Consider the following 21013-nt stretch of genomic DNA (forward strand, 5'->3'; position numbering starts at 1 on the left):
CGCGCGGCACACGCTGGCCGCATGACGGCGAACAAGACGCGCGGCCGCCTGGCCGCACTACTCCTCGCGGTGATCACACCGCTCGTGGCCGAGTTCACCCTCGGCAACCCACCGCTGCGCATGGCCTGGCTCCTGCTGCTGTGGATCCCGATCTACGGCGCGGGCGTCGTCCTGGTGCGCGAGCTCGTACGGCGGGCCGGGACGGGCTGGACCGGGGTGCTGCTGCTCGGCGCGGCGTACGGCATCGTCGAGGAGGGCCTGGCGCTGCAGGCGCTGAGCAGCCCCACGATGTACGGCGCCGCCGGGTGGGCGCCCCGGATCCTGGGCCTGAACAGCGCCTACACCGAGCTGCAGATCCCCTACCACGCGGTCTTCAGCGCCGCTATCCCGATCCTCCTGACCGATCTGATCGTCCCGTCCCTGCGCGACCGGCCCTACCTCGGCAGGCTCGGCACGTGGGTGGCCGGGGCGGTCTTCGTCCTCGGCGCGCTGCTGCTGCGGGTGACGGTCGTGACCTCCATCGACCCCGGCTATCAGGCGCCGCCCGCGGTCCTGACGGGCTGCGCCGTCGCCGTGGCCCTGCTGGTGGCGGCCGGGCTACGGCTGAAGTTCCGTCCGCCCGCGGGGACGATCGGGCCGCCCGCGCCCGCGGCGGCGGGGCTGTTCGGCGCGGTCGCCGCCTTCGCATACCTGGCCTTGCTGTTCCCCTTCGGCGGCGCGGCCCGGCCCGCCTTCACGCACGGCGGGTGGGTGCTCGTGCCCATGTCGGCCGCCGCCGTCGTGGCGGTGGCCGCCGCGTGGCTCCTGCGCCGGTGGACGGCGGGCGGCCGATGGACCGACCGGCACAGCCTCGCCCTGGCCTCCGGCGCCCTGGTCGCCCACACCGCCTTCGGGCTGATCTCCAACACCGACACGGGCGCCGACCGCGCCGGCCTGGCGGCCGTCGGCGTGGTCATGGCGGGCCTGCTGGCCGTGCTGGGCCGCTCGACGGCCCGCGCACAGGTGCTCAGCTGACGGCGCCCCAGGTGAGAGAGAGGCCGGTGGCGGCGCGTTCGGCGCGGATCTCCATCATGCTGCCGAGGATGGTGGCGTGGTCGGACACCACGGGGGTGGCGTCGAGCGTGTAGGTGATCCGGGTGCTGACGAGCACCGGGCTGCCCTGCGGCTCCTGGAGGTGGCGGGCGGCGGCGGGGTCGAGCAGCCCGGGCCGGACCACCTCGGAGGCCCGGGCGACCGTCACCCCCGCGTCGGCGAGGGCCGTGTAGAGGGAGACGGCGGTGAAGTCGCGGTCGCGGATCCGGTCGGCGACCGGCCGGCGGACCCAGGACACCTGGTGCACGGCGGGACGCCCCGCGAACTCGCGGACCCGCTCCAGTCGCAGGGCGGTGTCGCCGGGGCGCAGCCGCAGCTCCGCGGCGATCCGGGCGGGGGCCCGGCGCACCGCCCGCCCGGCCACCGCGGTGCGCACGTCGTGGCCCTGTTTACGCAGGTCGTCGACCAGGCTGCGGAGCGAGTCGAGCTGGTACGCCAGGTGGGGCGGGGCGACGAACGTGCCCTTGCCGGGCCGCTGCACGATCAGTCTCTCGTCGCTGAGCTCCCGCAACGCCTGGCGCAGCGTCATGAGGGTCACCCCGTAGGAGGCGCTCAGCTCCCGTTGCGGCGGCAGGGCCGCACCGGGCGCGTAGTGCCCCGACCGGATCTTCGCGGCGAGGTCGGCGGCGATGGCGCGGTATCTCGCCTCGTGCCCGGCGTCGTGGGTCGCCCGGGGGGTCAACTCGGGGGTCGCCTCGGGGGTCGCCTCGGGGGTCATCGTGGTCGGTCACACTCCTGGTCGAGGGCCTGCCGCAGGGGCGCGAGGAAGGCCCGCAGGTCGTCCGGCCCGGCCCCGTCGAGCACCCGCCGCATGACCGCGGCGCCGACCACCACGCCGTCGGCGTGCCGGCGGGCTTCGCGTGCCTGGTCCGGGGTGGAGATGCCGAATCCTAGCAAGACCGGCCGGTCGGTGACGCGCCTGATCCGCCCGCTGAGCTCCGCCGCCGAGGCGGCGAGGGCGGCCCGTTCACCGGTGGTGCCCATCAGCGACACCGCGTAGACGAATCCGCGGCTCCGGGCCGCGATCTGCGCCAGTCGCGGCTGCGGCGTCGCCGGAGACGCCAGCAGGACCAGTTCGATCCCGGCGCCGGCGGCCACGCCGGTCAGCTCGTCCGCCTCGCGCACCGGCAGATCGGGCACGATCAGGCCGCCGACGCCGGCCCGGCGCAGCGCGGCGCAGAACGTCTCGGGGCCGTCGTGCAGCACCAGGTTGTAGTAGGTGCTGACGACCAACGGCACGCCCAGGTCCGGCAGACCAGACAGATCGGACAGGTCGGCGAGGATCCGGCGGGTGCTCGCCCCCCGGGCCAGTGCCGTGTCGCTCGCCCGCTGGATGGTGACGCCGTCCAGCGTGGGGTCGGAGAAGGGCAGGCCGACCTCGATCGCGTCCGCCCCGGCGGCGGCGAACGCCGGCAGGTACTCCGTCCAGCCGGACGTGATCCCCCCGGTGACATACGGCATGAGCAGGCCGCGGCCGGTGTCCCGGCGGGCGCGCAGGTGGCGTTCGACCGCGCCCGCGGCCAGGGCGGGGTCCGCTCCGGGGTCCGTCCTGGGGTTGGTCCTGGGGTTCGTCCTGGGGTTCGTCCTGGGGTTCGTCCTGGGGTTCGTCACAGCAGCTCCTTCAGGGTCGAGACGTCCTTGTCGCCGCGGCCGGACAACGTCATCAGCACCGTCGATCCCGCGGGCAGGTCGCCGTCGCCCGCCGCGCGGATCACCCAGGCGAGGGCGTGCGCCGATTCGAGTGCCGGGACGATGCCCTCGGTGCGCGCCAGCCGCACCGCCGCGCGCACGGCCTCGTCGTCGGTCACGGTGACGTAGCGGGCCCGGCCCAGGTCGCGCAGGTGGGCGTGCTCCGGGCCGACTCCCGGATAGTCGAGCCCGGCGGCGACGGAGTGCGCCTGGGTGATCTGCCCGTCGCCGTCCTGCAGGAACAGCGAGCGGCAACCGTGCAGGACGCCGAGCCGGCCGCGGGCCGCCCCGGCGCCGCCCTCCGCCTCGACACCGACCAGGCGCGCCGGGGTGCCGGCGAAACCGGCGAACGTGCCGGCCGCGTTGGAGCCGCCGCCGACGCACGCCACCACGTGGTCCGGGACGCCGGTCCGCAGCTCGGCGGCGCACTGCGCGCGGGCCTCGTCGCCGATGACGCGCTGAAGCTCCCTGACCATCCAGGGGTACGGATCCGGGCCGACGACCGAGCCGATGCAGTAGTGGGAGTCGCCGGTCGCACCCACCCAGTGCCGCATGGCCTCGCTGGTCGCGTCCTTGAGGGTACGGCTGCCCGTGGTCACCGGGACCACCTCGGCGCCCAGCATGCGCATCCGGAAGACGTTCAGCGACTGCCGCTCGATGTCGCGCTCGCCCATGAAGACCGTGGCCTCCAGCCCGAGCAGCGCGGCGGCGGTCGCGGTGGCCACCCCGTGCTGGCCCGCCCCCGTCTCGGCGATCAGCCTGCGCCGTCCCATCCGGGTGGCCAGCAACGCCTGACCCAGCACGTTGTTGATCTTGTGGGACCCGGTGTGGGTGAGATCCTCGCGCTTGAGATACAGCCGCACTCCCAGTTCCTCGGACAGGCGGAGGGCCGGGGTGAGCGGGGTCGGCCGCCCGGCGTGCACGGCGAGCAGCCGCGCCAGGGCGCCGCGGAACCCCGGGTCCGCCCAGGCCTCCCGGAACGCCTCGTCCACCTCGCGGCACGCCTCCACCAGGGACTCCGGCGCGTACCGTCCGCCGTACTCACCGAACCGGCCCCGCGCCGGGGGCTCGCCCATCAGCCCGTCCGGGGGGACCGGCTCACGCCACAGCGACACGTCTCGCATGTCAGACTCCTATCGTTCTATAACTCATGATTGAGTTCTATAACAGTGAGTGTGGCATGGGGGAGCCTGGGCGCGCCACCACGGATCCCTGGCCGGCGACGTCGCGCACGACCGGCTGTGTCATGATCTCGACAGCAGACCCAGCGCAGCCACCCGCACCCGACACCCCCCGGAGGACCGGTGCCCCTCGTCGCCGGGGTCGACTCGTCGACCCAGTCGTGCAAAGTCGTCGTCCGCGACGCCGAGACCGGAAAACTGGTGCGCGAAGGCCGCGCACCGCATCCCGTCGGCACCGCCGTGCCGCCGGCCGCGTGGGAGGCCGCGCTGTCCGACGCGGTCGCACAGGCCGGCGGACTGGACGACGTGGCGGCCGCCTCGATCGCCGGGCAGCAGCAGGGCATGGTGTGCCTCGACGCCGGCGGCGCGGTGATCCGGGACGCCGTGCTGTGGAACGACACCCGCTCGGCCGGCGCCGCCGCCGACCTGATCTCGGATCTCGGCGGCGGCGAGGCGGGACGGCGAGCATGGGCGGAGGCGGTCGGCCTGGTGCCGGTGGCCAGCTTCACCGTCACCAAGCTGCGCTGGCTGGCCACGGCGGAGCCGGACAACGCCGCCCGTACGGCCGCGGTGTGCCTGCCGCACGACTGGCTGACCTGGCGGCTGTCCGGCGCGCCGGGGCTCGACGCGCTGCGCACCGACCGCAGCGAGGCCAGCGGCACCGGATACTGGTCGGCCGCGGCCGGTGAGTATCGCCTGGACCTGATCCGGCTGGCGTTCGGCCGCGACGACGTGCTGCTGCCGCAGGTGCTCGGGCCGACCGGCCAGGCCGGGCGCCTGCGGACCGGCGCGCCGCTGGGCCCCGGCGCCGGCGACTGCGCCGCGGCGGCGCTGGGTGTCGGCGCCGAGCCGGGCGACGTGATCGTGTCGATCGGCACCTCCGGCATCGTGTCCACCGTCTCCGACGTGCCGGCCGCGGACCCGAGCGGGATCGTGGCCGGGTTCGCCGACATGACCGGCCGGTTCCTGCCGGTGGTGTGCACGCTCAACGCCGCCCGGGTGCTGGACGCGGCCGCGACCATGCTGCGGGTGGACCACGCGGAGCTGTCGGCGCTGGCGCTGACCGCCCCGCCGGGCGCCGACGGGCTGGTCCTGGTGCCCTACCTGGAGGGCGAGCGCACACCGAACCTCCCGCACGCCACCGGAGCCGTGCACGGCCTGACCCTGCGGACCTCGACCCCCGCGCACCTGGCCCGCGCGGCGGTGGAGGGGATGCTGTGCGCGCTCGCCGACGGGCTGGACGCGATGATCGCGCAGGGGGCGACGGTCAACCGGGTCATCCTGGTCGGCGGCGGCGCCCGCTCGGAGGCGGTGCGCCGGATCGCGCCGACGGTCTTCGGCCGCCCTGTGCTCGTCCCGCCACTGGGGGAGTACGTCGCCGACGGAGCCGCCCGCCAGGCGGCCTGGGTACTGTCGGGCGGGCCGCGGCCACCGTCGTGGACGGTCGGGCAGGTCGAGACCCACGAGGCGGACGCCGTACCGGCGATCCGCGAACGGTACGCCGCGGCCCGCGAAAACGTCGTCGACCGCGCCGCCGACTGACGGCGACAGCGCATTTTCCGCTGCGGCGCGGTCCCTGGACCGAACCGCAATGAGCCTGGACTCTGTTCAGCTGACGCCGACGGTCTGCCGTCCGGGTTCGATGACGGCGACGACGCGTTCCTCCGCCCGGGAGTAGGGCCGGCCGATGTACTTCTCGGAGATCTGGTCGATGATCTCCCATGCCGCGTCGCCTTCGAGCCATCGGACGACCCGTCCGCGGACGATGACGGGCTCGAACGGGTTGTCGGCGGGCGTCAGGGAGAGCGCCACCCGCGGGTCGCGGCGCAGGTTGCGGGCCTTGCGCGAGTGCGGGCCGGTGAGGAAGACGATGTGGTCGCCGTGGGTGCCCGCCCAGAGGGGGACGCTGTGGGGCGAGCCGTCCGGGAGGACGGTGGCGAGGTGGGCCAGCGAGGTGCCGTCGAAGGCGCGGCGTACGTCGGGGTTGAGCATCTGCTTCTCCTTGCGGGGATGTCGGTGAGTGATGCGGCATGGCAGGCGACTGCGGTGGTGCCGTCCGGAAGCGGGGGAGAGCCCGGCAGCCGATGACGAAGGTCAGCGTTCGACCTGGTAGTGGAGGTGGGTGACACCGGGCGCCGGGAAGGCGTGGACGAGGCGCAGGCGCACGTGCTCGGGCAGCGCCTGGAAGAAGGGGCGGCCGCCGCCGAGCAGGATCGGCACCTGGTGGAGGATCACCTCGTCGACGAGCCCGGCCCTGAGCGCCTCGGTCGCGACGCCGCCGCCCATGAGGCCGACGTCCTTCCCGCCGGCGGCCTCGCGCGCCGCCGCGACCGCGTCCTCGATGCCAGTGGTGATCAGGGTCTGCCGCTCGGTCATCTCCGGCGCCGGTCGATGGCTGAGGACGAAGACCCGCGCCATGGGGTGAGGGCTGCCGCCTCCGAAACCATCGGAGTCGTCGTAGGCGGTGCGGCCTGCCACGATCGCCCCGACGCGTCCGGCGAGGGTGTCGAAGACCTGCGCGCTTGGCCCGCTCAGGTTGAACCCGCCGAACACCTGGCTGGGCGTGTCGCGCCCGGTGCCGGGGTCACGCCCGGTGATGTACCCGTCGACCGACACCGCGTGGGCGCTGAAGACCTTGCTCATCGCGCCGGATCCTTTTGGGTTCCCTGAAGAGACTCCATGACCATAGCATCTAAAGTTCCTTGAGGGAACCCCAACCGCTAGACTGATCGCATGCAACGCACGAACTTCGGGGAGATGGCCTGCTCCATCGCACGCACGCTCGACGTGATCGGGGAGCCGTGGTCGCCGCTGATCCTGCGTGACGTGTGGGTCGGCATGAGGCGGTTCGACCAGCTCCAGGCCGACCTCGGGATCTCGCGCAAGGTGCTGACCGAGCGGCTCAACCACCTCGTCGACCAGGGCGTGCTCGAACGCCGCCCCTACGACAACCGGCCGCGATACGAATACCACCTGACCCAGATGGGCGCCGAGCTGGTCGACCTGCTCATGGTCATGGCCGGCTGGGGAGACAGGTGGCTGGCGGGCGAAGCCGGGCCGCCGGTGCTCTACCGCCACCACGCCTGCGGCCAGATCAGTCACGTCGACCTGCGCTGCGCCCACTGCGGCCAGCCGATGCACGCCGGCGACGTCGACCCGCTGCCGGGCCCGGGTGCCGCCGCCTGACCGCGGTGTCTTTGCTACGGGCGGGCCGAGACGAGTTCGAGCAGGCCGACGAGCTGATCGAGCTGTTCCGGGCCAAGGCGGCCGGTCCTGGGCGCCAGGGCGCGCCGGACTTCGTCATGCACTCGCTCGACCAGTTCGAGCCCGGCCGGGGTCATGTAGACCTCGACGACCCGGCCGTCGTCGGGGCTCCTGCCACGCGTCAGCAGTCCTCTGCGCTGGGCCCGGTCGATGAGGCCGGACATCGTGGACTTGTCCAGGCCGAGGTAGGCGGCCAGTTCGGTGACGCGGGCGCGGCGATCGCGGAGGATGCCGAGCACCCGCAGCTGGGTGAGCGACAGGTCGTTCTCGCCGCCGATGCGGGTCAGCACGCCTGCGACCTCGAAGGTGGTCCGGACGAGGGCGTCCAGGACATCGTCGGCGGCGGTCATGCCGTCATGGTAGCTCCGGCATGGTTGGCAATCCCAACCAGCGAGCCGGCCCGCGCGAGCGGCGAGTGACTCCGCCCGCGTCGTACCGCCTCCGTTGACATGGTTTGCATTACCAACCATTATGGAGATGGTTGGTAATGCAAACCATATCTACAGGAGGCCACCATGCGCGCTGCCGTCATCCGAACCGCCGATGCCCCGCCGGTCTACGGCGATCACCCCGACCCTGCGGAGCGGCACGGCGACGAGATGGTCGTCGAGGTCCTCGCGGCCGGTCTGCACCATCTGACCAGGGCCAAGGCGAACGGCTCGCACTACTCCAGCAACGGTGTGCACCCGCTCGTCCCCGGCGTCGACGGTGTGGTACGCGACAAGGAGGGCAACGTCCGCTACGTGGTCCTGGACGACACGACTCTGGGGACGTTCGCCGACCGTACCCTCATCGACCCTCGTCGCAGCGTGATCCTGCCCGACGGCATCGACCCGGTGCGGATCGCCGCCGCGATGAACCCGGCCATGTCGTCCTGGGTCGCGCTGCGCCGGCGCGTCGGCTTCCACGCCGGTCAGCGCGTCCTCGTCCTCGGCGCCACCGGCAGCGCCGGACGGATGGCGGTCCAGATCGCCAAACTGTTCGGCGCCGCCCAGGTCATCGCCGCCGGTCGCGACATCACCCGCCTGAAGGCGCTGACCGGGCTCGGCGCCGACGAGACGATCACCTTCGACCGGATCGGCCACGCGGCCGACGTCGACGTGGTCATCGATTACGTGTGGGGTGAATGCGCCGCCGGTGCCATGATTCCGATGCTCACCGCCCGCGCCGACCGCACCGCCCCGCTGATCTGGATCCAGATCGGATCCGTCGCCGGCCAGACCGCGCCGATCCCCTCCGCGGCGCTGCGCTCCGCCCGCCTGCAGATCGTCGGCAGCGGCATCGGCTCGGTTCCCGCCCGGGACTTCCTCGCCGAGCTGCCGGAGCTCGCCTCAGCGGTGGCCGCGGGCGCGATCGACGTACGGGCCCGCGCCGTGCCCCTCGCCCAGGTCGCGCAGGCGTGGACCGCCGAGACCGACGACCGCATCGTTTTCGTCCCCTAGCCGCCACGTCACCGCAGGGCGTCCGCGTAGCGGCGGGCCAGGTGGGCGAAGGCGGCCTTGAGCTCGGCCGGGCCGACGACCTCGATGCCGGCGTCGAACCTGCCGACGGCGGCGGCCAGTCCGGTCCACGACCACGAGCCCAAGACGAGCCGGCAGCGGTCCGGGCCGAGCTCCTCGACGACCCCGTCGCGGATGTAGTGGGACACGACGGCGGCGGGCAGGTCGAGGATCACCTCACCGCGGCAGGGCCAGTCGCCGGAGCCGTCGGAGCCCCGGAACCTGGCGGCCACGAAGGCGGCCACCGTTCCTCCGGGCAGCTCGCGCGGGGTGAAGCGGGGCCCGGCCGGGATGTGCGGGGTGATCCGGTCGGCGCGGAAGGTGCGCCAGTCCTCCCTGTCGAGGTCCCAGGCGACGAGGTACCAGCGCCCGCCCCACGTGACGAGGTGGTGGGGCTCCGCCCGCCGCGGCAGGGACCCCGGCACGTAGTCGAAGCGCAGCACCTCATGACTGTGGACGGCGGCGCTGAGGGCCATGATCACCTCGGCGCCGACCTGCGGGGCCGGTCGGGGCGCGGGGCGCTCGACGGCGGTGACCTGGAGGGTGTCGATCCGGTGGCGCAGCCGTGCGGGCATGACCTGCCGTACGGTGTTCAGCGCTCGGGCCGCGGCCTCCTCGATGCCGGCACCGCTGGTGACGGCGGTCTGGAGCGCGATGGCCAGGGCGACGGCCTGCTCGTCGTCGAACAGCAGCGGGGGCAGCTCCGTGCCGGCGTCCAGCCGGTACCCGCCGTCGGGTCCCTTGAAGGTCGCGATGGGATAGCCGAGTTCGCGCAGCCGGTCGATGTCACGGCGCACGGTGCGCGGGCTGACCTCCAGCCGCTCGGCGAGCAGCGCCCCCGGCCAGTCCCGGCGCGTCTGGAGCAGCGAGAGCAACGCCAGCAGTCGCGCTGAGGTCTTCGGCATGCAATCCAGTGTGCCGCAGGTAGCGGCCACATCCTGACCGCTACCCCTGCGACTGTTGTCGCACATGAGGCGCTGCACAGCGTCCAGAACCAATAGGAGCGGCATGTCCGTCAAGTCCGTCACTCATCTGAACTTCCGAGGCGACGCCCGCGCGGCGCTGGAGTTCTACCAGTCCGTCTTCGGCGGTCATCTCGTCGTCGTCACCTACAAGGACGCCGGGAACGTGCAGGACCCGGCGGAGGCGGACCAGGTGATGTGGGGCCAAGTGGTCGCCGGTAACGGCTTCCACGTGATGGCCTACGACGTGCCCTCGGGCCTGCCGTGGGACCGGGGCGAGAACTCGTTCTTCCTCTCCCTCCGCGGCGAGACCACCGAGGAGATCACCGCGTACTGGGAGAAGCTCTCCGACGGGGCGACCATCGCGCGGCCCCTGGAACCCGCGCAGTGGGCTCCGCTCTACGGCATGCTGACCGACCGTTTCGGCGTCGTCTGGGTCGTGGACGTCGCGAGCGAACACACCGGCTGAGCAGCGGGGGCGCGCTGCGAGCTCGCTGGGGTAAGCCTCCACGAGCTCGCGGCGGCGGGCCGGGCGCTGCTCAGGCGCGATCAGCCGGCGGGCTTGCCGAACCAGCGGGAGAGGTGGTCGTCCAGGTCCTGCTGGTCGTCGCCGATCCAGGCGACGTGGCCGTCGGGGCGTAGCAGGACGCAGGGAACATCCAGTGCCGCAGTGGGGTCCGCGAGGTGATCGACCCGGTCTGACCAGCCGCCGGCGGTCAGGCGTTCGGTGCGGTCCAGCAGCAGGCCGCGGCCGCGATGCAGCAGACCGTAGAGGTGGCCCTGTTTCACGTCGATGTCGCGCAGCCGGCGGCCGAGCAGGTCGGGGCCTTCGCCGAAGTCGTACCGGATGCCGATCGCGGTGATCTTCTCGATCAGGTGGCGGTTCACCTCGTCGAAGTCCATCAGTTCGGTGAGCAGCCTGCGCACGGCCTGCGCGCCCGGTTCGGTGGACAGCAGTTCCATCTGGGCGCGGGTGTTGTCCAGCACCTCCTCGGCGACCGGATGGCGTTCGGCCTGGTAGGTGTCCAGCAGTGGGTCCGGCGCCCAGCCGCGGATCTGTGCGGCCAGTTTCCAGCCGAGGTTGAATGCGTCCTGAACGCCCAGGTTGAGGCCCTGTCCGCCGATGGGCGGGTGGATGTGTGCCGCATCCCCGGCCAGAAGCACCCGCCCGACCCGGTACCGTTCGGCCAGCCGGGTGGCATCCCCGAAGCGGGACATCCAGCGCGGGGAGTGCACGCCGAAATCGGTTCCGGCGATGGCGCGCAACTGTTGTTTGAAATCCTCCAGGGTGGGCGGCTTCGCCCGGTCGCTGACTCCCGCGGCCGGGACGACGACGCTGTAGACCCCTTCGCCGAAGGGCCGGAGCCAGAATCGCTGATGGGTCTCGCGGAGTTCGGTCGCCTTGGCGGCGATCTCCTCCGGCGGCGCGCCCACGCGCATCTCACCCATCAGCGTGTCGTTGCGTGAGGGCTCGCCGGGGAAGCCGACACCGAGCAGTTTACGCACCGTGCTGCGCCCGCCGTCACAGCCGACGAGGTAGCGCGAACGCAGCTGTTGCCCGTCGGCCAGCTCGACGGTCACACCCTCGTCGTCCTGCTCGAAACCGGTGACCGCGCAACCACGCCGGACCTGCGCACCCAGTTCGATCGCGTGTTCTTCGAGCAGGCGCTCGATGACCGGCTGCGGGATGCCCAGCAGATACGCGTACGCGGAATCCAGGCCCTGGGGCGCGGGTTTGGCGATGGCGGCGAAGAAACCACCGGCCGGACGCCGTCTTCCTTGCCGGAGAATGCGCTCGAGCAGTCCGCGCATCGCCATCAGCTCGAGACTGCGAATATGCAGACCGACTATGCGGACGAACGACGCGGGCTCGGTTTCCTTCTCCAGAACGAGTACCCGCACATCGTGCAGCCGCAGTTCGGCGGCCAGCATCGCACCGGTCGGCCCGCACCCGGCGATGATCACATCGAACTTGAGCGGCGCGCGGTCGCGCTCGACCATCTCGTCCGACGACGGCTCGGAGGCGAACTGAAAGTCCATAGGTGTTGCCTTTCGGGAGTGCCTTGGTGGCGAGGCGCTCCCGGCGACACCTACGTCAATCGCCCGGCCGTGACGGGAAGGGGGAGCACCCACATCGATACAGCGTTCATGGGTCTCACCTCCTCGGGGGCGGTGTCACGGTCGACCGCAAGCTACAAGCCCGAGCATCATCCCGTCCAATCCTTTTCACTCGGCGGCGGCGTTGAGGAAGGCGCATCCCCGGGAGCCGGGGGACTGGATGCCCTGGACGATGGACTCGCTGAGGGCCCGGATGGTGCCGGCGGGGCGGTCGTGGCCGGGCTGGTCCAGCTGCTCGTGGGTGTCACTCGCCGCAAGATGAGCGGCTAGTGGCCGATCATCAGTGGCGGCATCTCCGCACTCGCCGGTGCATCCTTCATCGATAGTGCCGCCTCGGCCGGCCCGACGCTGATCAACGCGGCCGGCTACGCCATCCCCGGTGGCATCTTGTTCCTCATCTCGGCCTTCCGTCTCGGCCGCGCCGCGAAGGGAAACTGACATGGACAGCACCACCACTTACGACGTCGTCGTCATCGGGCCCGGCACCTTCCGGGTGAAGCCGGGCGGGCCGGGTGGCCCGCCACGGCTACACTCCCTGGTCTCCGGCCATCACGGTGAATGCGAATCCGCTGCTCGTCGTACGACGCATGCCCGATCTGGTCCCCGGTGCGATCCGCGAGCTGGCTTGGCGGTCGCCGCTGGACTTCAACTCGGGCACGTATTCGCCGGGGGCGTCCAAGGTGCTGGCCTCGGGCCTTGGCGGCGGCCAAGCCCTCGTTGGTGCTTTCGATGATGAGTTCGCGGATGAACTCCGCGAGCGCGGCGAACGTGGAATACCAGCCGTCCTCCCGGCGTGGTGGTGTCCAAAGCCTCTTTCAGTGACCGGAACCCGATGCCGCGTTTGCGCAGGCCGGCGACGATCGTGATGAGGTCCTGCAGCGATCGGCCGAGGCGGTCCAGCGACGGCACGACCAGTGTGTCGCCCTCGCGTAGGTAGTCCAGGGCCTTCCGGAGTTCTTCGCGCTCGACGTTCTTGCCGGACTTCTTGTCGGCGAAGATCCGCAGACGGCCCGCCGCGGTGAGTGCGGTGATATGCCGGTCCAGGAGCTGGTCCTTCAAACCAGTGCGATCGAGGTCGCCGGGCTGCGCAACAGGACCAGGGCGCGGAGATGTACGTGATAACGGCCTATTCTCAGCGCCAATCACTGTCCGCCGGTTCCTCGACCCGTAGGCGGAGGCAAAAGCAAGCACCTGCTTTCTCGCCCGGTTCGTAGTAAGCGTCGCCGCCGTTGGCCCGGGCGAGGCTGCGGACGATCCACAGCCCCAGGCCCGAGCCCTTGGTCTCCCGTGCGCTGCGCGGGCTACGGCTGAATCTCTTGAACAGCCTCGGCACGAACTCCTCGGGCACGCCAGGCCCGTTGTCGCACACCTTGATCTCCACACCGCCGGACTGCTCGGCCACCTGTATCTCGATCGGTGGGGTCCCGTAGGCGAAGGCGTTCTCCAGGTAGTTGACCAACATCTCCGACAACTCGCCGCGATCTGCCAGGACCAGGACTTCGGGATCGCACGATACGGATACGTCTCGGGGCCGGTCGGCGAACTCGGCGAGTCGCTCGAGGACCATCTCCAGCACCGGCACCGGCTTCACGTCGGCGTGGGAGACCTTCGCGTCGATCTTCGCCACGGTGAGGAGCCTTTTGGCCAGGGACTGGAGACGGGCCGTGCGATCCGCGATGCGGGCGAGGATGTCGGCTTGCTCCTCCTCGGTGAACTTCTCCCGGGGGTCACGCAGCATGTCCACCAGCTGGCCGATCCCCGTCAGCGGGTTACGGACCTCATGGGCGGCCATGGCGATCAGCGAGCCCCGGCGTTCGAGTTCGGCTTCGAGCTGTTGTTCGGCCTGCCGCCGGAGGGTGACCTCGCGCAGCGCGGCGATGTGCAAGCGTTCTCCTGCCACCGTGGTGGTGGTGGCGCGCATCTCGACCACCCGCGTCTGGCCATCGGGCAGCATCAGGTCGATCTCGGTCGATTCGCCCGCGACGACCGGGTAGCCGAACAGGGTGCCGAGGAGCTCCCCCGATGGCCGGCCCATCAGCTCCTCGGCGGCGGGGTTGCAGATCCGGATCACACCGCGATCGTCGACCGCGATGATTCCGTCCGCCGACGCCGATATGATCATCTGTCCGGCGTCGCGCTCGAAATTCGCGGGCTGCGTCGGTCCGGTTTCCGGCCTCTGTCCGCCGTCGTGAGGCTGACCATCAGGTCTCATCCGGGTGGTCCGTCCATTCCTCGGCCGTTGCGCGGTCTGGGTCGAGCGGCCATCTCTGGCCGGGTGGCAGCTCGGCGGTTTCGGCGGGCACGCGGAAGGCGCCGGGACAGGGGCCACCGATGTGCATGCCGGCACCGTCGATGCTGACCTGGCGGATGGCGTGGTCATGTGCCGAGCCTCGCGTCTGCAGGACGGCGATGGCACGCTGGACCGCAGCCGCCCTCTCGGTGTAGTGCAGCAGGATCGCCACGTCGGTGAGGCTGGCGATCTCCGTCATAGGCGCCGTGAATATCGGCGTTCCCATGCCGGTCGGTTCGGAGGTGAATAGGGTCGTGATCCCGTGCCGCCGTACGACCCCGCCCAGTGCGATCATGAAGTCGAGCAGCATCCGTGGCGTCGCCCTGCGCTCCAGGGCGGAGAGACCGTCGATGACGAGCCGAGCGGGCGCGAAGTCCATGATGTTGCTGCTGATCCGTAGGAAATGGTCCTCCACCGAGGCCACTTCCGGATACGCGGCGCTGACCCGGAGCAGCCCCGAGGCTTCCATGACGTCCAGGTCGAGACCCCAGCCGGCGGCGTTGCGGCTGAGTTGCTCGCGGGTCTCGTCGAAGACGTGGAACAGGCAGCGTTCGCCCGCCCGGAACGCGGCATCCGCGAACTGCAGGGCCGACAGTGTCTTTCCGGCACCGAGCGGCCCGGTGAGCAGGACGATCGCGTCCCGAAAGATGCCGCCGCCCACCATGGCGTCCAGCTCGAGGTTGCCGGTGGAGACCCGCTCCTGCGACGCAGGCGCGCCTGGGGCGAGGAAGGCGAGCGGGATGATGACCAATCCGTCTTTCGGGTCGATGGTGAACAGCCACTCCCCGGTACGGTGCGTGGCGCCGCGGAACTTGACGACCTCGATCGTCCGGCGCCGTCTTTCGTTCCGCAGGACGTTCCGCGTGATCACGACATTGTCCAGGACGAACTCCTCGACGCCGTACCGGGAAACGCGGCCGTACTCTTCCTCGCGTTCGGTGGTCAGGACCGAGGTGACCTCGAGCGACCCTAGGACTCGGGCGAGCTGGTGCAATGCGTAGCGAATGAGCTCGCGGTCGCGGAAGCGGATGAAGAGCGCGCCGAGCGAATCCAAGGAGACCCGTTTGGCGCCGATCTGGCGCACGGCGCGCTCGACGCGGGCCATCAGCGCGCCGAGGTCGTACTTCCCGACGGTGAGGGTTTCCTCACCGGTGTCGGCCGAGGCGTCGACGAACATCCACTTTCCGTCGGCCTCCCATCGCGCGATGTCGAAGCCCAGGGAGCGGGCGTTGCGGCGGATGTCCTCAGGCGTCTCGTCGAAGGCGACGAATACCCCGGGTTCGCCGAAGCGCATGATGCCCCGGGCGAGGAACTCCAGGGCGAACAGCGTTTTCCCGCTGCCGGTCGTGCCGGTCAAGAGCGTGGACCGGCCGGCGGGAAGCCCGCCGATGGCGACCTCGTCGAAGCCGCTGATACCGGTAGGTGTCCGCTCGATCGCAGCGCCGCCCGTCATTGTGCCCGCCCACGGGGAAACGGTCTGCCTACGCCGGGCAGGTCCAGGAAACCGGCGACCCGGCCTTGGTCGGACAGATCCCCGACGACCCGGAACCTCGGGCGCGGCGTGACCCTGATCACGGTGGGGATGGCCAGAATGCGTTCCTCCTCCGCGAGATCCGGCCGTTCCGCGGCATCGATGACCTCGATCTCATGGCAGCCGGGAAGATAGGTGTCACACAGGGCCCGTAGATTCGACATCGCGGTCAGCGACCGCGGTGTCTGTCCGACCACGTACAACCTGAACGAGTAGATCGCCATCGGCGTGGACACCGCCATGTCATCGATGATTCGTCATCCCAGCCGGCCGGATCCCCCTTCACGACACGTCGACCCGTGGCGGCCGGCATGCTCATAGCGCCCTTGGCCGCTTCCGCTCGGCGCCTTTCCGGCCGGTCCAGGCCCCCTTCAAGCCCGAAATACCCTGCTGACCGGTCCCGACACCATCATCACAGGGCCAGCCGCTGTTCCGGCGGCCGGTAGCCTCGTGATCAGCCGACGGCCGATATGGTTCCGCAGCGGCTGACCTGTGCTGGTCTCGTGTCGTGCACGGTCAGCGGGCTGGTGGTCATACGGCAGGAAGACCACCGCGGTGCGGCGTTCCGGGCGCTATCGGTGGCCACCCACAACCGGTTCGGCGCGGGTGCGGCGAAGTTTCGTTCGACCAGGTCGGCCGAGCGTGGGCCCTGCGGCTCGGTGCTGAGTTATAGGAGCTCAGGGCCGTGTCGGCTCGCTGACGCCACTGACCGTTCCGTTGTCGGTCAAGCCCCGTGTCCGAGGTGAGGGCTGGCGAGACTCCGTCAGCCCGGGGTGAGGACGCAGAACTCGTTGCCCTCCGGGTCGGCGAGGCACATCCAGGACACATCGCCCTGGCCGACGTCGGCGAGCGTCGCGCCGAGGGCCTCCAGCCGAGCCACCTCCGCCGCCTGATCGTCACCGCCGTACGGCTTCACATCGAGATGGGCGCGGTTCCACACGGTCCTGCCGCCGGGCGTCGTGCGGAGGAACTCCAGGTACGGCCCGACACCCTTCGACGAACGCAGCACCGCGTGATCGTCGGTCACCTCGTGCAGGGTCCAGTCCATCGCCTCGTCCCAGAACCGGGCCATGGCCCGCGGGTCCGCGCAGTCGACCACCACCACGGCGATCGGCCCGGTGTCCCGGTACTTCTCCCGAGGCTCCAGCACACAGAACACATTGCCCTCCGGGTCGGCCAGAACCGTCCACGGGACGTCGCCCTGGCCCACATCCGCGGGCGTCGCACCGAGATCCTGCAGACGCGCGACCAACTCCGCCTGATGGGCCACAGAGGTGGTGGCGAGATCCAGGTGCACGCGGTACCTCACCGTTTCCGGGTCCGGGACGGCGACGACGTCGACGCAGACGGCCACCGGGTCAGGCCAGGTGAAGCCCAGCGGTTCAACGTTGGTCACACCGGGTCCCTCGCTGGAGACACCCCAGCCGAGCGCCTCCGCCCAGAACCGGCCGAGGGCCGAGTCATCCCGAGCCTTGAAATTCACCTGAACAAGCCGCAGCGCCATGCCGCCCAACCCTATGCCCAGGAGGATGAGCGAGGGAGGGGCCGCGCTCCAGGCGGGGGGTTCCGACATCCGTGATCATGGCGGCCGGGAGGAGGACGTTTCCCGGTTGTTGCCGATTGTCGGCCTTGCTGTTTCGCCATGGACACATCGTCAACTGTTCTGGCCAATCCACCGACAATTCGGTCGTTGTCCCAGATGAGGCGGCGTTGCGAGGGTTGAGGACACGAAACAGCAGGTGCCTACGGGTGACTGCGCACAGCCGGCCTCCCCATCGCCACCGATCCCCCCGGAGGACCCCATGGAGAAAACGCTCGGAATCGCCGGAAGTACCCGTGGACGCCGAGATGTTCTGAAGCTGTTCGGTGCGGGGGCCGGGCTACTCGCCGCGGGCGGGCTGCTGTCGGCTTGCTCGGGCGGTTCCGCCACCACGACCTCCGCCGACGGAGCGCTGGAAATGAACGCCCAGCTCGGCTGGCTGAAGCTGGCCCAGTTCGGAGGGTTCTTCGCCGCCCAGGAGAAGGGCTACTACGCGGCCGAGAAGATCGGGGTCACCTTCACCGCAGGCGGTCCCAACATCCTGTCGTGGCAGCAGATCGCCTCGGGGAAGGCGTTGACCGGTGACGACGACAACACCAACGTGCTGGTGGCCGCGGCCAAGGGCCAGCCGTTGGTGATTTACGGCGCGATCTTCCAGACCTCGCCGTTCGCGATCCTGAGCAAGGCCGACGACCCGATCTCCAGCATCCAGGACTTCGCCGACCGTACGATCGCCGTAACCGAGGCCTCGCGCCAGCAGTTCGAGTCCCTGGTGAAGAAGGCCGGGGTGAAGGGCGTCACCTTCATCCCCGCCGGCACCGATCCGACGCAGCTGACCACCGGCCAGGCGTCCGGGTACTCCGGGTACGCCACCTCCCAGGCGGTGGCCCTGAAGCGGCAGGGCGTGGACGTGCACGTGCTGTACCTGGAAGACCTGGGCGTGCACAGCTACGGGAACGTGCTGGTGACCACCCGGGACAACCTGGACAAGAACCACGACGAGCTGGTCCGCTACCTGCGCGCGACGATCAAGGGCTACGAGTACATGAACGCCAACCCGGATGAGATCGGGCGGCTCGTGGCCACCAAGTGGAACACCAGCGGTCTGGACGCCGACAACGAGGCGGCCACCGCCGAATTCCAGAAGGATCTGATCACCTCGCCCAAGGGGGTGCTTCAGGTCGACCCGTCGAAGATGCAGAACATCATCGACGAGCTGGCAGCGGCCGGCACGATCAGCAAGAAGCCGAACGTCGCCGACGTGGTCACCACGTCCGTCCTGGACGCGGCGTACGGCGGGCGCACCTCGCTGCTGACCTGACGTCCGGCCCGCGGCACCAGGCCCGGCCTCGGCAGATCCGAACGACGGGCGAGACGAACTGCCCGGTTCGGCCGAGCAGCTCTCGGCCGGCGGCAGCCGAGCCCAATCCGCCGGCCCCAGATCTGTACCACTACGAGCGGAGTACCCCGTGATCATCGACGCCTATAACAACGTGTGGCAGGCCGGGGGGACCTCGGACTACTTGACCGCCGAGTCCTACACGCCCGAGAGCATGATCGCTTCGATGGACGCCGCCGGGGTCGACATGGCCGTGGGCTGCTCCCTCGGTCAGATGATCGACAACGCGTTCATCGCGAGGACCGTCGCCGCGCATCCGGACCGGATCGTCGGCTTCGGACAGGTGGACCCACGGCGCCCGGACGCGGTCGAGACCGTGCTGGCCTGTGGGCGCGAGTACGGCCTGAAGGGGCTCAAGCTGCACCCGACGATGCACGGTTACCACTTCGCGGACCACGGGTTGCTCGACCCGATCTTCGCGGCGTGCCGGGAGGCCGGGCTGGTGGTCCTGGTGAACGCGCTGGACGACCCGTTCTGCGCGCCGCTGTCGATCGAGGAGATCTCCAAGGGGTTCCCCGACGTACCGCTGCTGATCGCGCACATGGGCACGATCTGGAATGTCAACGAGGCGATCCTGGTCGCGGAGCGCAACGAGCACATCTACCTGGAGACCTCGGGCACCCAACTCATCGAGGTGCAGATGGCCTACCGGCGACTGGGCGCGTCCCGCCTGGTGATGGGCACCGACTGGCCGGGCAGCCACTTCGACCTGGAGCGCGCCAAGATCGCCCGCGCCATCCCGGACGAGGCCGACCGGGCGCTCGTCGAAGGCGGAAACCTGGCGCGGCTGCTCGGTCTGGTACCCGGGGCCGCAGAGTGAAGACTCGGTCAGGAGTGCCGGGGGACGCGCGGCGGAACGGCGTGCCGGGCGACGCGGTGCGCGCGGTGGGGATCGGCAAGCGATTCGACGTGGGCGGCGCGCCGTTCACCGCGCTGGACGACATCGCCCTGACGATCCGTGAGGGCCGCTTCAGCACCCTCATCGGCCCGTCCGGCTGCGGCAAGTCGACGCTGCTGCGCATCCTGGCCGACGTGGTACGCCCGACATCGGGCACGGTCGAGGTGTTCGGCCGGTCCCCCGAGGAGGCCAGGCGGGCCGCGGAGTTCGGCTTCGTCTTCCAGGATCCGGTCCTGCTGCCGTGGCGCACCGCGCTGGCCAACGTCGAGTTGCCGCTGCAGGTCGCCGGGGTGGCCAAGGCGGAGCGGCAGGGGCGGGCACGCGAGTTGCTGCGCCTGGTCGGTCTCGAGGGGTTCGAGAAGGCCCTGCCCGCGAAGCTCTCCGGCGGCATGGCCCGCCGGGTGGCGATCGCCCGCGCGCTGATCCTGCGGCCGAGGCTGCTCTTCCTGGACGAGCCGTTCAACGGCCTGGACGAGATCCGGCGGCGGCAGATGAACGACGAGCTGCAGCGGATCTGGATGGAGACCGGCACCACCGCGATCCTCGTCACGCACAACGTGTCGGAGGCGGTGTTCCTGTCCGACCAGGTGGTGGTTCTCGGCCGCGATCCCGGCAGGGTCATCGCCGACCTGGAGATCGACCTGCCCCGCCCGCGCGACGCGGAGACCATGCTGCTGCCGGAGTTCACCGCCTACGAGCGCACGCTCACCAGGCTGCTGACCCAGGCGTACGAGGGGGTCGAGCCGTGAGCCGCCGCGACGCACTCGGGGCCGGCGGGATCGGCCGCCGTGCCACGATCACGATCGCGGTGGCCGGGTACGCGGCGGTGCTCCTGGCCTGGGAGGCGTACGGACGCGCCTTCTACCGTCCGGGTGGGGTGCTGCCGGCGCCGACCGAAATCCTGGCCACCCTGTGGCGGAGCCGGGACGGCTACCTGAGCAACACCCTGACGACCATGTCCGAGGCCGCGGCGGGGTTCGCCGGCGGCGTCGTCCTCGCGCTGGTGCTCGCACTGCTCATGGACAGGTTCCGGCTGGTCGGTGACGGCCTGTACCGGTTGTCGCTGATGCTGTACAGCATCCCCGTCATCGCGCTCGCCCCGGCGCTCGTCGCCTCGCTCGGCCTGGGCTTCGGCTCGAAGGCCGTGGTGGCGCTGCTGGCCGCGTTCTTCCCCGTTCTGGTCAACCTCACCGGGGCGTTGCGCGCCACCGGCACGCGGGTGCTGGAGCTGGGCCAGGTGCTCGGCACCGGCTGGCTGCGCACCCTGCGCCACCTGCGCCTGCCGTACGCGCTGCCGGCGTTCGCCGCCTCGCTCAAGATCGCCGCTCCGGCCGCGTTCATCGCGGCGATGATCGCCGAATGGGTCGGCGCGGACCAGGGGCTCGGGCTGGCGCTGCTGTACGCGATGTTCGGCTACCAGATCCCGGAGCTGTGGGCCGCGCTGGTGCTCTCCACCACGGTGACCGGGCTGCTCGTGGGCGTGTTCGGGCTGGTGGCGCGGGTGGCGACCCCGTGGCACGCCTCGGTCGACGCGGCGAAGGAGCGCTGAG

The 21013-nt window shown here is 70.8% G+C and carries 22 protein-coding genes; 9 read left to right on the plus strand and 13 right to left on the minus strand.

The window, feature by feature from the left end; translation table 11 throughout:
• The first annotated feature begins 21 nt into the window (after positions 1–21).
• Positions 22–1014: a hypothetical protein gene (locus tag OG344_RS25535; RefSeq protein ID WP_405085255.1), complete on the plus strand. Its 993-nt coding sequence runs from the start codon at positions 22–24 to the stop codon at positions 1012–1014.
• On the opposite strand, the gene OG344_RS25540 is transcribed toward OG344_RS25535, so the two are convergent.
• Genes OG344_RS25540 through trpB form a run of 3 tightly spaced genes read right to left on the minus strand, consistent with a single transcriptional unit; the run spans position 1007 to position 3905 of the window.
• Positions 1007–1810 carry a GntR family transcriptional regulator gene (locus OG344_RS25540; RefSeq protein ID WP_405085256.1) on the minus strand — a complete coding sequence of 268 codons (804 nt, stop codon included), beginning with the start codon at positions 1808–1810 and terminating at the stop codon, positions 1007–1009. The genes OG344_RS25535 and OG344_RS25540 overlap by 8 nt on opposite strands.
• A complete protein-coding gene (trpA, locus tag OG344_RS25545; RefSeq protein ID WP_405085257.1) occupies positions 1807–2703 on the minus strand; it encodes a tryptophan synthase subunit alpha in 897 nt (298 codons plus the stop codon). The genes OG344_RS25540 and trpA overlap by 4 nt, the downstream gene beginning before the upstream one ends.
• Positions 2700–3905, minus strand: a complete 1206-nt coding sequence (gene trpB / locus OG344_RS25550; protein WP_405085258.1) for a tryptophan synthase subunit beta — start codon at positions 3903–3905, stop codon at positions 2700–2702. Before trpB ends, trpA begins: the two co-directional genes overlap by 4 nt.
• A 180-nt stretch (positions 3906–4085) precedes the next feature.
• Here trpB and OG344_RS25555 point away from each other — a divergent pair, with 180 nt between their 5' ends.
• On the plus strand, positions 4086–5504 hold the full coding sequence (locus tag OG344_RS25555) for a xylulokinase (protein ID WP_405085259.1): 1419 nt from the start codon (positions 4086–4088) through the stop codon (positions 5502–5504).
• A gap of 66 nt (positions 5505–5570) precedes the next feature.
• On the opposite strand, the gene OG344_RS25560 is transcribed toward OG344_RS25555, so the two are convergent.
• Together OG344_RS25560 and OG344_RS25565 are read right to left on the minus strand one after the other, a co-directional pair.
• Positions 5571–5954, minus strand: a complete 384-nt coding sequence (locus OG344_RS25560) for a TIGR03618 family F420-dependent PPOX class oxidoreductase (protein ID WP_405085260.1) — start codon at positions 5952–5954, stop codon at positions 5571–5573.
• Between the two features lie 102 nt (positions 5955–6056).
• Positions 6057–6605 carry a dihydrofolate reductase family protein gene (locus OG344_RS25565; protein ID WP_405085261.1) on the minus strand — a complete coding sequence of 183 codons (549 nt, stop codon included), beginning with the start codon at positions 6603–6605 and terminating at the stop codon, positions 6057–6059.
• Between the two features lie 90 nt (positions 6606–6695).
• On the opposite strand from OG344_RS25565, the gene OG344_RS25570 reads away from it, so the two are divergent.
• A complete protein-coding gene (locus OG344_RS25570; protein WP_405085262.1) occupies positions 6696–7148 on the plus strand; it encodes a winged helix-turn-helix transcriptional regulator in 453 nt (150 codons plus the stop codon).
• 14 nt (positions 7149–7162) lie between these two features.
• Here OG344_RS25570 and OG344_RS25575 read toward each other — a convergent pair whose 3' ends face one another.
• Positions 7163–7576, minus strand: coding sequence for a MarR family winged helix-turn-helix transcriptional regulator (locus tag OG344_RS25575; protein ID WP_405085263.1), 414 nt, complete (start codon positions 7574–7576; stop codon positions 7163–7165).
• A 165-nt stretch (positions 7577–7741) separates the two neighbouring features.
• Here OG344_RS25575 and OG344_RS25580 point away from each other — a divergent pair, with 165 nt between their 5' ends.
• Positions 7742–8668, plus strand: coding sequence for a hypothetical protein (locus OG344_RS25580; RefSeq protein WP_405085264.1), 927 nt, complete (start codon positions 7742–7744; stop codon positions 8666–8668).
• A gap of 8 nt (positions 8669–8676) precedes the next feature.
• On the opposite strand, the gene OG344_RS25585 is transcribed toward OG344_RS25580, so the two are convergent.
• The gene (locus OG344_RS25585) at positions 8677–9630 is read right to left on the minus strand and encodes a helix-turn-helix transcriptional regulator (protein WP_405085265.1); all 954 of its coding nucleotides are present in this window, start codon (positions 9628–9630) and stop codon (positions 8677–8679) included.
• A 103-nt stretch (positions 9631–9733) separates the two neighbouring features.
• On the opposite strand from OG344_RS25585, the gene OG344_RS25590 reads away from it, so the two are divergent.
• On the plus strand, positions 9734–10156 hold the full coding sequence (locus OG344_RS25590; RefSeq protein WP_405085266.1) for a VOC family protein: 423 nt from the start codon (positions 9734–9736) through the stop codon (positions 10154–10156).
• Between the two features lie 80 nt (positions 10157–10236).
• Here the strand turns inward: OG344_RS25590 and rox are convergent, their stop codons facing one another.
• The 6 genes from rox to OG344_RS25620 all read right to left on the minus strand — a co-directional run bounded on the left by rox (position 10237) and on the right by OG344_RS25620 (position 17130).
• Positions 10237–11688: a rifampin monooxygenase gene (rox, locus tag OG344_RS25595; RefSeq protein ID WP_405089171.1), complete on the minus strand. Its 1452-nt coding sequence runs from the start codon at positions 11686–11688 to the stop codon at positions 10237–10239.
• 762 nt (positions 11689–12450) lie between these two features.
• Positions 12451–12864 (minus strand): recombinase family protein, encoded by a 414-nt coding sequence (locus OG344_RS25600; RefSeq protein WP_405085267.1) that lies wholly within the window; start codon positions 12862–12864, stop codon positions 12451–12453.
• 73 nt (positions 12865–12937) lie between these two features.
• A complete protein-coding gene (locus tag OG344_RS25605) occupies positions 12938–14017 on the minus strand; it encodes an ATP-binding protein (RefSeq protein ID WP_405085268.1) in 1080 nt (359 codons plus the stop codon).
• Complete coding sequence (gene kaiC, locus OG344_RS25610) at positions 14007–15548, minus strand: circadian clock protein KaiC (RefSeq protein WP_405085269.1); 1542 nt, start codon at positions 15546–15548, stop codon at positions 14007–14009. Before kaiC ends, OG344_RS25605 begins: the two co-directional genes overlap by 11 nt.
• Positions 15545–15868: a circadian clock KaiB family protein gene (locus OG344_RS25615; RefSeq protein ID WP_405085270.1), complete on the minus strand. Its 324-nt coding sequence runs from the start codon at positions 15866–15868 to the stop codon at positions 15545–15547. Before OG344_RS25615 ends, kaiC begins: the two co-directional genes overlap by 4 nt.
• 521 nt (positions 15869–16389) lie before the next feature.
• Positions 16390–17130, minus strand: coding sequence for a VOC family protein (locus OG344_RS25620; protein WP_405085271.1), 741 nt, complete (start codon positions 17128–17130; stop codon positions 16390–16392).
• 298 nt (positions 17131–17428) lie between these two features.
• On the opposite strand from OG344_RS25620, the gene OG344_RS25625 reads away from it, so the two are divergent.
• The 4 genes from OG344_RS25625 to OG344_RS25640 all read left to right on the plus strand — a co-directional run bounded on the left by OG344_RS25625 (position 17429) and on the right by OG344_RS25640 (position 21012).
• Positions 17429–18487, plus strand: coding sequence for an ABC transporter substrate-binding protein (locus tag OG344_RS25625; RefSeq protein ID WP_405085272.1), 1059 nt, complete (start codon positions 17429–17431; stop codon positions 18485–18487).
• A 148-nt stretch (positions 18488–18635) separates the two neighbouring features.
• Positions 18636–19385 carry an amidohydrolase family protein gene (locus OG344_RS25630; RefSeq protein ID WP_405085273.1) on the plus strand — a complete coding sequence of 250 codons (750 nt, stop codon included), beginning with the start codon at positions 18636–18638 and terminating at the stop codon, positions 19383–19385.
• The gene (locus tag OG344_RS25635) at positions 19382–20212 is read left to right on the plus strand and encodes an ABC transporter ATP-binding protein (RefSeq protein WP_327045819.1); all 831 of its coding nucleotides are present in this window, start codon (positions 19382–19384) and stop codon (positions 20210–20212) included. The genes OG344_RS25630 and OG344_RS25635 overlap by 4 nt, the downstream gene beginning before the upstream one ends.
• Positions 20209–21012, plus strand: a complete 804-nt coding sequence (locus OG344_RS25640) for an ABC transporter permease (protein ID WP_405085274.1) — start codon at positions 20209–20211, stop codon at positions 21010–21012. The genes OG344_RS25635 and OG344_RS25640 overlap by 4 nt, the downstream gene beginning before the upstream one ends.
• Position 21013: the final 1 nt, after the last annotated feature.

The organism is Microbispora sp. NBC_01389 (genome assembly GCF_045040095.1).
Classification (GTDB): Bacteria; Actinomycetota; Actinomycetes; order Streptosporangiales; family Streptosporangiaceae; genus Microbispora.

What these genes read in the sequence shown, in the direction of transcription:
- OG344_RS25535 (WP_405085255.1), top strand. Translation starts at nt 22, where the DNA reads ATGACGGCGAACAAGACGCGCGGCCGCCTGGCCGCACTACTCCTCGCG.
- OG344_RS25540 (WP_405085256.1), bottom strand. Translation starts at nt 1,810, where the DNA reads ATGACCCCCGAGGCGACCCCCGAGGCGACCCCCGAGTTGACCCCCCGG.
- trpB (WP_405085258.1), bottom strand. Translation starts at nt 3,905, where the DNA reads ATGCGAGACGTGTCGCTGTGGCGTGAGCCGGTCCCCCCGGACGGGCTG.
- OG344_RS25560 (WP_405085260.1), bottom strand. Translation starts at nt 5,954, where the DNA reads ATGCTCAACCCCGACGTACGCCGCGCCTTCGACGGCACCTCGCTGGCC.
- OG344_RS25565 (WP_405085261.1), bottom strand. Translation starts at nt 6,605, where the DNA reads ATGAGCAAGGTCTTCAGCGCCCACGCGGTGTCGGTCGACGGGTACATC.
- OG344_RS25570 (WP_405085262.1), top strand. Translation starts at nt 6,696, where the DNA reads ATGCAACGCACGAACTTCGGGGAGATGGCCTGCTCCATCGCACGCACG.
- OG344_RS25575 (WP_405085263.1), bottom strand. Translation starts at nt 7,576, where the DNA reads ATGACCGCCGCCGACGATGTCCTGGACGCCCTCGTCCGGACCACCTTC.
- OG344_RS25580 (WP_405085264.1), top strand. Translation starts at nt 7,742, where the DNA reads ATGCGCGCTGCCGTCATCCGAACCGCCGATGCCCCGCCGGTCTACGGC.
- OG344_RS25585 (WP_405085265.1), bottom strand. Translation starts at nt 9,630, where the DNA reads ATGCCGAAGACCTCAGCGCGACTGCTGGCGTTGCTCTCGCTGCTCCAG.
- OG344_RS25590 (WP_405085266.1), top strand. Translation starts at nt 9,734, where the DNA reads ATGTCCGTCAAGTCCGTCACTCATCTGAACTTCCGAGGCGACGCCCGC.
- rox (WP_405089171.1), bottom strand. Translation starts at nt 11,688, where the DNA reads ATGGTCGAGCGCGACCGCGCGCCGCTCAAGTTCGATGTGATCATCGCC.
- OG344_RS25605 (WP_405085268.1), bottom strand. Translation starts at nt 14,017, where the DNA reads ATGAGACCTGATGGTCAGCCTCACGACGGCGGACAGAGGCCGGAAACC.
- kaiC (WP_405085269.1), bottom strand. Translation starts at nt 15,548, where the DNA reads ATGACGGGCGGCGCTGCGATCGAGCGGACACCTACCGGTATCAGCGGC.
- OG344_RS25615 (WP_405085270.1), bottom strand. Translation starts at nt 15,868, where the DNA reads ATGGCGGTGTCCACGCCGATGGCGATCTACTCGTTCAGGTTGTACGTG.
- OG344_RS25620 (WP_405085271.1), bottom strand. Translation starts at nt 17,130, where the DNA reads ATGGCGCTGCGGCTTGTTCAGGTGAATTTCAAGGCTCGGGATGACTCG.
- OG344_RS25625 (WP_405085272.1), top strand. Translation starts at nt 17,429, where the DNA reads ATGGAGAAAACGCTCGGAATCGCCGGAAGTACCCGTGGACGCCGAGAT.